Source organism: Vibrio gigantis (genome assembly GCF_024347515.1).
GTDB lineage: Bacteria > Pseudomonadota > Gammaproteobacteria > Enterobacterales > Vibrionaceae > Vibrio > Vibrio gigantis.
This window is the reverse complement of sequence record NZ_AP025492.1, coordinates 1,018,433-1,031,125: the sequence shown is the minus strand read 5'-3', so window position 1 is coordinate 1,031,125 and position 12,693 is coordinate 1,018,433. Positions and strand designations below refer to the sequence as shown.

Sequence of the window (12,693 nt, the reverse complement as noted above, 5' to 3'; positions counted from 1 at the left end):
TGTGTCTTTGGTTACCGATAAGCCAAGACTATTCTGGCTTCTGCTTGGCTTCAAAAGCAGCCAGTTGCTCTGGTGTCGCTTTTGGTTGGTGGTTTTGTTTCCACTCATCGTAAGTCATGCCATAAACACGCTCACGAGCATCATCGATATCAAGGTCTAAACCTTGTTGTTCAGCTTCTGCTTTGTACCATTTGCTGAAGCAATTACGGCAGAAACCAGCCAAGATCATCAGGTCGATGTTTTGTACATCTTTGTTGTTGTCTAGGTGTGCTAACAGGCGACGAAAGGTTGCTGCATCCAGCTTGTCTTGTTCTTCTTGAGAAAGATCTTTGTATTTAAATTCAGCCACTTTGGTGTCCCTTAATAGTTTTCATTTTTTAATGTGTTGAGCAGGTATTGTTATACAAAAAAAGACCGCATTTCGCTAGGAGCAAACGCAGGCTTTTCAAAACATTCACAGATAAACCGGAACTCCCATGAAACGATTACAAAACGTATTTATCTTTTTAGCTTCTCTTATTCTAAGCGCTACCGCTTATGCATATCCGTCAGAGGGAAAACAATACACGCTTTTGGAAAAACCTTATTCGACCGAGTATCAAGTAGACAAGTTCTTTTCATTGACCTGCATGCCTTGTTGGCAGATGGCGGAGTTACTTAAAGATAAAGAATCTGCTGGTGAACTGAAATTGCATCGTACTCACGTGATTTTTAACGACTCGACCTTACAAGCGGCAAGTCTTTACTACACCGTTTTGGCTCAAAAACCGGACCTATCTCATGAACTTTTGAGTGCATTATTTTCGCTGGTTCAAACTAAAAACCCACTGCAAGAAACGGATATCGACGCTTTTTTCAAAGAGCACAACCTTGTGAAACAAGAAGACATGACCCAAGAGCAACAACAGCAATGGGCCAAGTTTATGGAAGATGCTGTTTCAAAGACAGAGCAAGCGTCGATTAGCAGTATTCCGAGCTTTATTATTAATGGGCGCTATATGGTGAAATTAAGAGGCCACCGCTCTATCGAAGAACTGCTCAAAACCATTCAGTACCTAAGCGAGCAATAGAGTCTCATTTCCTTTCAGACACCATTCTCAGCACCAAACAAAAAGCCCGACAACGAGCAAGTTGTCGGGCTTTATTAATAAATGTCAGTCGCGAATCCGCTTAACCGTGACTGGTTCTTCCCACGTTATCATGGCTGAGTTCTTTATTTAGAACCGCTTCCACGTGACCCGGAGAGCGTGTAGAGCCAGAAATCAATCGATACATCGCAGGGATTACGAACAGAGTTACCAAAGTCGCGAAGCCCATGCCGAAGAAGATAACCGTACCCACTGCTACTCGGCTTTCATAGCCTGCACCTGTTGAGGTAATCAATGGAATTGCACCCGCTAGTGTCGTGAATGCTGTCATCATGATTGGACGTAAGCGGCGAGCCGAAGCATCAATAATCGCCTTTTCAAACTCAATACCACGGTCACGAAGTTGGTTGGCAAATTCTACGATCAAGATACCGTTTTTGGTTACCATACCGATCAACATGATCATACCAATTTGGCTATAAACATTGAGGCCTTGGCTCATCAACACCAAACCTAAGAAGCCACCAAAGATACCCATAGGTACGGTGAACATCACCACTAGAGGGTTAATGAAGCTTTCAAACTGCGCAGCCAATACCAAGTACGCGACCAGCATCGCTAGCGCAAACACCACTAAGATACTCGATTGGTTCTCTTTGAAGTCTTTAGACTCGCCAGAGTAGCTCACAGAGATATCACCCGGTAACTGCTCAATTGCTTGCTCATCAAGGAAATCCAGTGCGTCACCTAACGTATAACCTTCCATTAGGTTCGCTTTGATGGTCACAGATTTCTGCTTGTTGTAGTGTGACAAACGAATCGACGATGCCACTTCTTCAATATGTGTCAACGTATCAAGCGTTACTAGCTCACCTGACTGAGTTCGCATGTAGATTTGGCTTAAATCGTTTGCGTTGTTGAAGCTGTTCTCATCACCACGCAGGTACACATCGTACTCTTCACCACGGTCAACGAAGGTGGTTTCACTGCGTCCGCCAAGCATAATTTCTAACGTATCCGAAATATCCGAAACGCTCACACCTAACTCAGCTGCACGCTGTTTGTCTACGGTAACCAATAGCTCTGGTGTTTTCTCAGAGTAATCGATGTCCGCACCTTCCATCATTGGTGAGTCTTCAGCGGCTTGCTTTAAAATCTCTGCCCACTTCTGAAGTTCGGAGTAGTCAGAACCACCGAGTACGAATTGAACAGGTTCACTTGAACCACCTTTAAAGCCAGGCATGAACGGGAATACACGCACATCAGGAATGCCATTCAAAGATTTACGAACTTCGTTCAAGGCTTCTTGTGCCGTCACATCACGCTCGTCCCAATCTTCTAGGATCATGATAACGAAGCCTGTTTGGTCGCCCGCATTACCACCAAACGCTGGTGATTGAATGCTGAATGATTTCAAGAAACCTTGACCAAGTAACGGCATTAGGCGCTCTTCAACGATGTCCATGTTGGCAGACATACGGTTATAACTGGTTGCATCGGCGCCACGAACAAACGCAAAGATAACACCACGGTCTTCTTGTGGAGTCAGTTGCGATGGCACTTGTTGCATTAAGCCATAACTACCACCCATACAAGCGATAATGATGATTGGAGCTGCCCAACGCCAGTTTAGAGCACGGCGCAATACCGCGCGGTATCCAGACTCAAGTTTGCCAAATACGCGCTCGACAAACAGGTTGAAACGATTTGGTTTAACGTTCGCTTTTAGGATTTTACTGCCTAGCACTGGCGTTAACGTTAATGCGACCAAAGACGAGAAGATCACCGACATAGCGAGCAATACAGAGAACTCGGTAAACAATAGGCCAACCATGCCGTCCATGAACGAGATTGGTAGGAATACCATAACCAATACAAGCGTTGTTGCGATTACCGCAAAGCCTACTTCACGCGTACCTTTATAGGCTGCAAGCAGTGGTGACTCACCACGTTCAATGTGGTGGAAAATGTTCTCAACCACCACAATCGCATCATCTACCACCAAACCAATCGACAGGATAAGTGCCATCAAGGTAATCAGGTTAATAGAGAAGCCAAAGTAGTACGCCGCAATAAACGACGAGATCAGAGATACAGGTACAGTTACCGCTGGAATAAGTGTTGCACGTGCTTGACCAATAAAGATGTAAAGCACAAGGATAACCAAGCCACCCGTGATAAAGAGTGTGCTGTAAACTTCTGAGATTGAACGGTCGATAAACACAGTTGAGTCATAGTCGACAGCCAAGCGAGTACCATCTGGCAGGAACTTTTGAATTGCTTCGACTTCTTTATGGACTAAGTCAGCCACCTCAAGTGGGTTCGCATCTGACTGAGGCACAATCCCCATACTGACGTTAACAACGCCGTCACTCTTAAAGGTCGAGTTCTCGTTTTCTGCGCCAATGTAAACATCCGCTACGTCTTTCAAGTAGATAGGTGTGTTATCAGAAGCACGTTTAACGACTAGGTATTCGAAGTCTTTCGCTTCAGTGTAAGAACGAGCGGTACGAACCGACATAACAATCGCATCGTTACGCACTTCACCACCCGGGCTTTCAATGTTCTCACTGTTCAACGCAGAAGTGATGTCCGAGGTAGTAACACCGCGACCCGCCATCTGAGCTGGTTTCAGCTTAACGTACATTACTTTGTACAAGCCACCTGAGATATCCACCGAGCTCACACCAGAAATCAAACTAAAGCGGTCGATCAACACTCGTTCGGTGTAGTCGGTTAACTGCGTTCGGTCCATCTCAGTCGAGCTTAAGTTGATGTAGACCGAGGCTTCACCACTACCGTTGTTCTTATAAACAATCGGGTCATCGGCTTCATCGGGCAATGAACGCTGCGCACGAGCTACAGCATCACGAACGTCACTAACACCGGTATTAAGGTCGTAACCAAGCTCAAAAGTAATCGTGATACGCGACATACCGTTACGTGTTGTGGATTCGATCTCATCGATACCACTGATGCCGGATAACTGGTCTTCAAGATTGGAGGTTATTTGGCTTTCAATAATGGTGGCGGACGCACCTTCATAGCGAGTACTGATCGATACCACCGGGCTTTCAATATCTGGCATCTCACGAACCGCGAGCTTATTGAAAGAGACAATACCAAACACAACCAATAGTAGGCTCAATACGACAGCCGCTACTGGTCTCTTTACAGAAACATCAGATAACAACATTAGTTAGCGCCTTCTTGTGCTTTGTTATCGCTCAATGCATCAGCTGGATGATTAACAGCGAGCTCTTGAACCAACACGCCATCACGCATATTTACGATCCCTTGCACTACGATCTTCTGACCAATCTCGATACCTTTGTCGATCACGACTTCGTTATCAATACGTGCCCCAAGGAAGACTTCTGTACGAGTTGCTTTATTATCTTCATCGATAACATAAACGAAACGCTTCGTACCTGAGTACTCAAGCGCTTGAACTGGAATAATAGGAGCTTCTACTGGCGGGAAGTCCATATCAGCGGCCACTAACATGCCCGGCTTTAGATAATCATTATTGTTGTCGAAGTGAATTCGAACTCGAAGGTTCAAAGTTTCAGCGTTAATACGAGAATCAATACCGACCACTGTGCCAGTAAACTGAGTATCACCCCATGCGCTGGTGCGAGCTGTTACTTTCATACCTTTAGATAGTTTAGAAAGGTAGCGCTCCGGGATCTGAAGGTCTAACTGCATTACTGACAGGTCATCAAGGGTTACCAGTTCAGTACCTGCAGTTACCATTTTTCCGCGGCTAAAGTCGATAAAACCAACAGTACCCGAGAATGGCGCGCTGATGTGCAGATCTTTCAGGTTAGCATTTGCAGCGGCTAAACGAGCGTTAGCGATCTCTACATTGGTTTTCTGAGCATCAATTTCAGTTTGCGTAATCGCGTTACGTTTCACTAGGCGTTGAAATTCCGCTAGCTTACGTTGCTCATCTTTTAGGTACGCCTGCGCTTCTGCTACTGCAGCTTTTGCTTTGTCGTCATCTAATTGAACCAACATCTGCCCTTTAGTGACATCTTGATTAGCTTTGATGTTGATAGAGTCCACTCTGCCAGCCACTTCAGAAGTGATCATTACAGATTGCTCGGCTTCTAACTTACCGACCAACGAAAGAGATTGGCTAACTTGGTGAATATCGACCTGCTCAGTAACAACAGTGACAGTGCTAGGGCCCATGCGCTTTGCAAGTACGGCTGGAGAGGCCATAAGAATAGACAAGCTAAGCAGGGTTAAAACAGATTTATGCTTCATAATAATGGTCTGCAAGTAAGTTTATGCCAATCACAGTAAGTAAACGGTCAGAAATAGCGCAGGAAAAAGGCTTGAGAACAAGGAAGAGTTTTCGATTAGTAGTTATTCTACAATCAAAAATTCTAACGCCGTTATCGAGCTTTTTAACAAACTAGGATGACATGTTATTTACTACGATTGGTATTATTATCTATAAATGAAATTAACCGTATTCTATCAACTGATGAATGCTGTAACGTCAAGAAGTGTAAATCTAGGTTAAATTCCATTTACGTTTCTTAGCGAATTACACAAATCAAACACCGTACAGAAAGCCAGTTACCTCAAGGTGTTACCTATTAATACGTAAACCTTAGTACAGATGTTCACTTCCCGAGCAATATGCGTACTTTTCGCCATCTTTGCCCAAAAAGGCAGCATTCAACACAAAACCATAAGAAAAACTCTTTACAGGTTTAACGTGTTTGCTATGATGCGCTCCGCACTTGAGAGATGCGTTGGGAAAAACATCTCTTTAGCCTATCCATTATGAGTTAGGAAAAACACCCTGGAGGGGTTCCCGAGTGGCCAAAGGGAGCAGACTGTAAATCTGCCGGCTCCGCCTTCGATGGTTCGAATCCGTCTCCCTCCACCATATTCTTCTTACCTCTTTTAAGAGTTAAGAGAACAACCTGATTGATGGGCTTATGGGAAAACATCAATTTAGGCTTACTTTGTGAAGAGTAAGACACACCCTGGAGGGGTTCCCGAGTGGCCAAAGGGAGCAGACTGTAAATCTGCCGGCACTGCCTTCGATGGTTCGAATCCGTCTCCCTCCACCATATTCTTCTTACCTCTTTTAAGAGTTAAGAGAACAACCTAGTTGATGGGCTTATGGGAAAACATCAATTTAGGCTTACTTTGTGAAGAGTAAGACACACCCTGGAGGGGTTCCCGAGTGGCCAAAGGGAGCAGACTGTAAATCTGCCGGCACTGCCTTCGATGGTTCGAATCCGTCTCCCTCCACCATATTCTTCTTACCTCTTTTAAGAGTTAAGAGAACAACCTGATTGATGGGCTTATGGGAAAACATCAATTTAGGCTTACTTTGTGAAGAGTAAGACACACCCTGGAGGGGTTCCCGAGTGGCCAAAGGGAGCAGACTGTAAATCTGCCGGCACTGCCTTCGATGGTTCGAATCCGTCTCCCTCCACCATATTCTCCTTACCTCTTTCGAGAGTTAAGAGAACAACCTAGTTGATGGGCTTATGGGAAAACATCAATTTAGGCTTACTTTGTGAAGAGTAAGACACACCCTGGAGGGGTTCCCGAGTGGCCAAAGGGAGCAGACTGTAAATCTGCCGGCACTGCCTTCGATGGTTCGAATCCGTCTCCCTCCACCATATTCTTCTTACCTCTTTTAAGAGTTAAGAGAACAACCTGATTGATGGGCTTATGGGAAAACATCAATTTAGGCTTACTTTGTGAAGAGTAAGACACACCCTGGAGGGGTTCCCGAGTGGCCAAAGGGAGCAGACTGTAAATCTGCCGGCACTGCCTTCGATGGTTCGAATCCGTCTCCCTCCACCATATTCTCCTTACCTCTTTCGAGAGTTAAGAGAACAACCTAGTTGATGGGCTTATGGGAAAACATCAATTTAGGCTTACTTTGTGAAGAGTAAGACACACCCTGGAGGGGTTCCCGAGTGGCCAAAGGGAGCAGACTGTAAATCTGCCGGCACTGCCTTCGATGGTTCGAATCCGTCTCCCTCCACCATATTATCCTTAATTGGAAAATCGAAAAGCCAACTCATTGAGTTGGCTTTTTTCGTTTCTGAGCTTTGTATCTTTCTAAACACTGCTCTCAACTTCCTAAACATCAACCTACTACTACAAAAAAGACTAAGCAATCTAGCTCACTCTACATCAGTGCTCCCAAACTTCAGCATGACGCTCACAAACCAGACAAGCAGCGCAGCCTAAACAACTGGTCGATACATATTCTTCGCATTCACTCGCAATTATCTGTTTCTGCTGCAAAGTAATCTCAGGCTCCAGTACGGGTTCAAAGAACTTTGTCATGGCTAATTACATCCAAATAAAATCAGTCGATTGCCTTCAGCTTAATCCAGTCATTGAGCAAGATGCATCTCTTAATATTTGTCGTGATGACACTCCTCTTCTATTAATGTTCTTTGTCTGTTCCGCACATTCTCGTCATATTGTCATTGCCCCGTGAAACTAAAACTCTCCCCTACAAGCGCAAAGCCAACTTTCCTCAGCGGCTTACAGATACATATCATTAAACACAAAAAAGCCCCTGCTGATTCCTCAGCAGGGGCTTTCAATTATTGGGTGTCATTCCTAATAACTACATCATATAGATGTTTAGCTAACTCTTGGAATTAACCTTGAATACCAACAATTAACCAAGGTGCATTGTCAGTTGTTAGGTCACGCTCTAAGTGCCAGATATCAGTGATATCTTCTTCAATGCCATCCGCTGTATCACGGTAACGACCGCTAAACTGAAGGCTTAGCTGTGCTTTACTACCATCATGGTCTGCGCGAACGATTTCAGCATCAACGTACATTACGTCTGTATGCTGGTCACCGTCTAGCTTGTTACGCTCAGCTTTCAGATCTTCAAATAGGCTTGGAGATACGTATTCTTCAATCGTGTTTAGTTCGTTGTGGTTCCATGCACCTTGCAGTGTACGGTAGTGCTCACGAGAACCATTGATGAATGCCGCTTGATCAAAGCCCGGTGGGTAGTTATGTGGAACATCACTTTGTGCACCAAAACCGAAACCACCAGCACTATTTGGCGAGTGAGGTTGTGATTGAGGCTGTGCTTGCTCGAAGTTATGAACATTTGGCTGTTGCTTAGGTTGTTCAAACTTGTTCTGACCCATACCACCGAATGCTGGCTGTTGGCCACGTGCATTCTGCTGATTCATTGAGCCCTGCTTCGCACCCAACATTCCGCGTAGGAATTTAAACGCTAGGAAAGCAATCAGACCCATAATCAGAATATCCATAAACTGGATACCCTCAAATGCGCCACCAAAGAATGCAGCTAAAAGACCACCAGCAAGTAAACCACCTAGCAGACCGCCCATAAGGCCTTTCTTGCTAGAGTTAGCTGCTGTGTTCTTACCCGTTTGATCTTGACGGATCGAATTCGTGTTTTGTTGTTTTGGTGCTGGAGCCGTTTTAAAGCTTTTGCCAAATGACTTACCACCACCAAACTTTTTCGCTTCCGCGATTGGCGTCACCGCGACTGTTACCAACAGGATCGCGACTAGTGAGAAAAATCGTTTCATTATTATCCTTTATAGGTTTCTATCTTTCGACACCTTAATCATACTCGTTAACAAAGAACAATGAAATATTCACGGCGTTTACACATGTATCATAATATTGCGGCTATTAATTGATTACTAAACTAGCGAAGGGATTGACGGCTCTATAGGGCAGCATTAAAATATTGAACGATGTTCATTTAATAGAAAGTACCCATGGCAAGACGAAACGATCATACTCGCGAACAATTAGTGCAATTAACCTTAAAAACGGTGACCGACTTCTTAGAAGAGCACTCTTATCACGAGTTGAGTCTACGTAAAATCGCTAATATGATTGGTTATGTACCAAGTACCTTGGTGAATGTATTTGGTAACTACAACCTACTGCTTTTGCATGTGGTAGCTCAAACATTAGATGAACTGGCATCAGAATCTGCAGCAGCTGTTGAACAATCGAGTAATCCTCAACAAGCTCTATTCAACCTTGCCTACTGCTACCACGATTTTGCACAGAGACACCCTCACCGTTGGCAGCTTATCTTTGAGCACAACATGAACGGTGAAAATCTTCCTGAATGGCAATCGAACCGAATAGATAGAATGACAGGTATGCTAGAGCAGCTGCTAGTCGCAATTGCTCCTGAACATACTAAAAGCGAAGTCGTTAAAGCCAGCCGTGTATTATGGTCTGGAGTCCATGGAATTACTCTACTTAGCGTTGATGATAAATTTTTCGCCTCTGAGCCCATTGATGGTAAAGAGCTGATCAATAACCTAGTCTCAAACTACTTAACCAACTGGTAATCATCCAAGGAAAGACAATGAACAACAGCAGCCAATCTTCGCTGTTAACGCAAAAAAGGTTCCTACCCTACTTTATTACCCAATTTCTAGGAGCCTTTAACGACAACATATTCAAAAATGTCCTGTTACTGTTTGTTGCTTTCGCAAGCGTAGATACGCTGCCTATTTCCAGCAATCTATTCATTAATTTGGCTGCAGGCCTTTTTATCCTGCCCTTCTTCCTATTTTCTGCTTTGGCTGGTGTACTGGCCGACAAATATGAAAAATCGTGGTTTATCCGTAAAGTTAAGCTCCTTGAAGTGGTGATCATGTCACTGGGTGCGATCGGATTTATCTATGAAAGCTACGGAATATTACTTCTGCTCCTGTTCCTGATGGGAACGCAAAGTGCCTTCTTTGGCCCTGTAAAATACGCCCTGCTTCCACAGCAGTTAGAAACAAAAGAACTTGTATCTGGTAATGCTCTCGTCGAGACAGGTACATTCTTAGCGATCCTGATTGGTACTCTAGGCGCAGGTATAATTGCCTCTGAAGAAAGCGCGAAACTCATTGCTGCGGTGTGCATTGTTTTGTTCGCTGTGCTTGGCTATGTATCAAGCTGCTTTATCCCATTAGCGCCAAGCAATGCACCTGATCTTAAAGTGAAATGGCAACCTATAAAACTAACCCGCGCAACACTAGCGATAGCCAAAAAGGATCATCCAACCTTTCAAGCTCTGATGTCGATCAGCTGGTTCTGGTTCCTCGGGGCTGCTTACCTAACTCAGTTTCCAAACTTCACTAAGCTGCATCTGAACGGCACTGAAAGCTCTGTCGCATTTTTACTTGCGCTGTTCTCAGTCGGTATCGCGATCGGCTCCTTGGCTTGCGATAAGTTATCTAATCACCGAATTGAAATCGGCATCGTGCCAATGGGCAGCTTGGGTATCTCGATCTTCGGTCTTTTGATGGCGATATCCACCCCGGAGTCTTTACCTAGTTTTAGCTCTTTCCATCAGTTTGTGACTTATTCAGAGCTGTGGCCACTATTTGCTTATCTTCTACTACTGGGGATCTCCGGCGGTATCTTTATTGTTCCTCTGTATTCACTAATGCAGTTACGTGCGAAGCCCGATGAACGTGCCCAAGTGATTGCCGGGCTCAATATTTATAACTCACTGTTCATGGTGGGAAGTGCGGTTTTAGGTATTGTTTGCCTCAGTGTTCTAGAGCTTTCAATTCCACAACTGTTTGTGCTACTCGCAGTAGGAAACACTTTGGTTATGCTGTACCTATTTTATCAGGTGCCTATCTATGCATTCCGCTTCTTTACGTGGGTAGTCACTCACACCATGTACCGAGTTAAACATAAAAACCTACATCACCTACCAGAAAAAGGCGGTGCGTTGATTGTCTGCAACCATGTGAGTTATATGGATGCACTACTGCTGAGTGCGGTTTGCTCTCGCTTGATCCGTTTTGTGATGGAAGAGGATTACACCAAGTTGCCGCCGATTCGACGTTTCTTGAAAAGAGCTGGAGTGATTCCGATCTCAGCAACCAATCGCAGCTCGATTCGAAACGCTTTTAAAGAAGTAGAACGAGCCCTGTATGAAGGCCACATCGTATGTATTTTCCCAGAAGGCAAGCTAACCTCTGATGGTGAAGTGGCTGAGTTCATGCGTGGTATGGAGCTCATTATCAAACGCTCCCCAGTTCCTGTGATTCCAATGGCCCTCAAAGGGTTGTGGGGCAGTTATTTCAGTCGCTACAAAGGCCGTGCTTGCAAAGGGTTACCAACTCGCTTCTGGACCAAGTTAGAGATAGAAGCTGGCGAGCCTATTTCACCTAAACAAGCGTCTTGTGAAACGCTTCGACAGTCAGTCTCTGACCTTCGCGGCTCTCTGCGCTAAGTAACCACCCCTTTATTCATATCAGCTGAACAAGCGTTAAGTTTTCCTTAACGTTTGTTCAATTCATTTAGACTTACTTATCATTTTATTGAACGTATAGTGGTCTCATCACAATAACGCCACAACAAAACAAGACTCTAAATACAATGAACCTAAAAAAGTCCGTTCCATTTTATCTTGCTGCACTGTTTTGCTTAACGCCTTGGGTTAGCTCACCGACAGCCCTGGTTATCGGTTTCCTACTTGCTAGTTTAGGTTTAGTCCCTGAGCACTTAGAAGTCGGTAAACTCACCAAAAAACTACTGGCCTACTCTATTGTCGGCTTAGGTTTTGGTATTCAGTTTGAAAAAGCATTAGCGGTAACAGGCGACGGTATTGGTCTCATTATAACGACGATAATTGGCACATTAGTTATTGGTTGGTTCTTGGCTAAACGAATGGGGCTCGATCGCACTACGGGTTATCTCATCTCTTCTGGTACCGCAATTTGTGGTGGTAGCGCCATTGCAGCCGTAGCACCAGCAATTAAAGCAAATGATGAACAGATTGGCTTGGCATTAGCCACTGTTTTCGTGTTGAATTCGGTCGCTCTTTTCTTGTTCCCGATGATTGGCCATGCGCTTGAGTTAAGCCAACAAACTTTTGGGACATGGGCAGCCATTGCGATTCATGATACATCTTCAGTTGTCGGTGCGGCATCAGCATACGGTGAAGAAGCACTGACGACAGCAACAACATTGAAGCTAGCTCGCGCACTTTGGATCATCCCAATCGCTTTAGTCAGTGCGATTATCTTCAAGAACGATCAAAAGAAGATTACGGTTCCTTACTTCATTTTCTTCTATTGCGCCGCTATCGCGGTTAGTGACTTACTGCCTCAATTTGAGATGGTCTACCAAGGCATCTTTGATGTGTCTAAGCGAGCACTGGTAGTGTGTCTGTTCTTAATTGGCTGCGGTATCTCTGTAGAGAAACTAAAAGCGGCAGGGCCGAAACCGTTGATGTTTGGTATTACAATGTGGACGATGATCTCGACAGGCTCGTTAGCTTGGTTGACCCTCGCATAACCTCTAGGGAGTTAAACCTCTAACAAGATCACGAAGCACAAAACAAAAAGGCAAAGCTCATATGGGCTTTGCCTTTATCGTTTTTGAAACCTTTTAACCAAATCACTATTCAAACAGGGGCTTATCACTCTTCTTGCTCTCTCTTTTCATCAAAACCAATACCACAACTAATACAAATGCAGTAAGTTCAGCTAACGAACGCGTCAGCCCTGACGATGTGATGGCTTGGCCTATCTGCAGTAATACTGCAATGATGAGGGCAATTTTCATAATAAGACCTTAT

At 44.5% G+C, this 12,693-nt stretch carries 9 protein-coding genes and 7 tRNA genes; 11 read left to right on the top strand and 5 right to left on the bottom strand.

Annotation, left to right across the window (positions count from 1 at the left end):
• Positions 1-28: 28 nt before the first annotated feature.
• The gene (locus OCV56_RS04660) at positions 29-349 is read right to left on the bottom strand and encodes a DUF1244 domain-containing protein (RefSeq protein WP_004736423.1); all 321 of its coding nucleotides are present in this window, start codon (positions 347-349) and stop codon (positions 29-31) included.
• Positions 350-476: 127 nt separating this feature from the next.
• Here OCV56_RS04660 and OCV56_RS04655 point away from each other — a divergent pair, with 127 nt between their 5' ends.
• Entirely contained in the window at positions 477-1,070 is a 594-nt protein-coding gene (locus OCV56_RS04655; protein WP_086712316.1) for a thioredoxin domain-containing protein, read from the top strand.
• Between the two features lie 100 nt (positions 1,071-1,170).
• On the opposite strand, the gene vexH is transcribed toward OCV56_RS04655, so the two are convergent.
• Both vexH and OCV56_RS04645 read right to left on the bottom strand, forming a co-directional pair.
• On the bottom strand, positions 1,171-4,284 hold the full coding sequence (gene vexH, locus OCV56_RS04650) for a vibriobactin export RND transporter permease subunit VexH (protein WP_086712317.1): 3,114 nt from the start codon (positions 4,282-4,284) through the stop codon (positions 1,171-1,173).
• Positions 4,284-5,360, bottom strand: coding sequence for an efflux RND transporter periplasmic adaptor subunit (locus tag OCV56_RS04645; protein ID WP_086712318.1), 1,077 nt, complete (start codon positions 5,358-5,360; stop codon positions 4,284-4,286). The genes vexH and OCV56_RS04645 overlap by 1 nt, the downstream gene beginning before the upstream one ends.
• Positions 5,361-5,909: 549 nt before the next feature.
• Between OCV56_RS04645 and OCV56_RS04640 the strand changes: the two genes are divergently transcribed.
• From OCV56_RS04640 to OCV56_RS04610, 7 genes are all read left to right on the top strand, one after another.
• Positions 5,910-5,994: transfer RNA gene (locus OCV56_RS04640), tRNA-Tyr, on the top strand.
• Between the two features lie 102 nt (positions 5,995-6,096).
• Positions 6,097-6,181 (top strand) — tRNA-Tyr (locus OCV56_RS04635).
• Between the two features lie 102 nt (positions 6,182-6,283).
• Positions 6,284-6,368: transfer RNA gene (locus OCV56_RS04630), tRNA-Tyr, on the top strand.
• A 102-nt stretch (positions 6,369-6,470) separates the two neighbouring features.
• A tRNA-Tyr gene (locus tag OCV56_RS04625) sits at positions 6,471-6,555 on the top strand.
• A gap of 102 nt (positions 6,556-6,657) precedes the next feature.
• Positions 6,658-6,742: transfer RNA gene (locus tag OCV56_RS04620), tRNA-Tyr, on the top strand.
• Positions 6,743-6,844: 102 nt separating this feature from the next.
• Positions 6,845-6,929: transfer RNA gene (locus OCV56_RS04615), tRNA-Tyr, on the top strand.
• A gap of 102 nt (positions 6,930-7,031) precedes the next feature.
• Positions 7,032-7,116 (top strand) — tRNA-Tyr (locus OCV56_RS04610).
• 628 nt (positions 7,117-7,744) lie between these two features.
• Here the strand turns inward: OCV56_RS04610 and OCV56_RS04605 are convergent.
• On the bottom strand, positions 7,745-8,665 hold the full coding sequence (locus tag OCV56_RS04605) for a Tim44 domain-containing protein (RefSeq protein ID WP_086712319.1): 921 nt from the start codon (positions 8,663-8,665) through the stop codon (positions 7,745-7,747).
• A gap of 195 nt (positions 8,666-8,860) precedes the next feature.
• Here OCV56_RS04605 and OCV56_RS04600 point away from each other — a divergent pair, with 195 nt between their 5' ends.
• The 3 genes from OCV56_RS04600 to OCV56_RS04590 all read left to right on the top strand — a co-directional run bounded on the left by OCV56_RS04600 (position 8,861) and on the right by OCV56_RS04590 (position 12,410).
• A complete protein-coding gene (locus tag OCV56_RS04600) occupies positions 8,861-9,451 on the top strand; it encodes a TetR/AcrR family transcriptional regulator (RefSeq protein ID WP_017064073.1) in 591 nt (196 codons plus the stop codon).
• A 17-nt stretch (positions 9,452-9,468) separates the two neighbouring features.
• Positions 9,469-11,343 carry an MFS transporter gene (locus tag OCV56_RS04595; RefSeq protein WP_086712320.1) on the top strand — a complete coding sequence of 625 codons (1,875 nt, stop codon included), beginning with the start codon at positions 9,469-9,471 and terminating at the stop codon, positions 11,341-11,343.
• 146 nt (positions 11,344-11,489) lie between these two features.
• The gene (locus OCV56_RS04590; RefSeq protein WP_086712321.1) at positions 11,490-12,410 is read left to right on the top strand and encodes a YeiH family protein; all 921 of its coding nucleotides are present in this window, start codon (positions 11,490-11,492) and stop codon (positions 12,408-12,410) included.
• A gap of 105 nt (positions 12,411-12,515) precedes the next feature.
• Here OCV56_RS04590 and OCV56_RS04585 read toward each other — a convergent pair whose 3' ends face one another.
• Complete coding sequence (locus OCV56_RS04585) at positions 12,516-12,680, bottom strand: hypothetical protein (protein ID WP_008220662.1); 165 nt, start codon at positions 12,678-12,680, stop codon at positions 12,516-12,518.
• Positions 12,681-12,693: the final 13 nt, after the last annotated feature.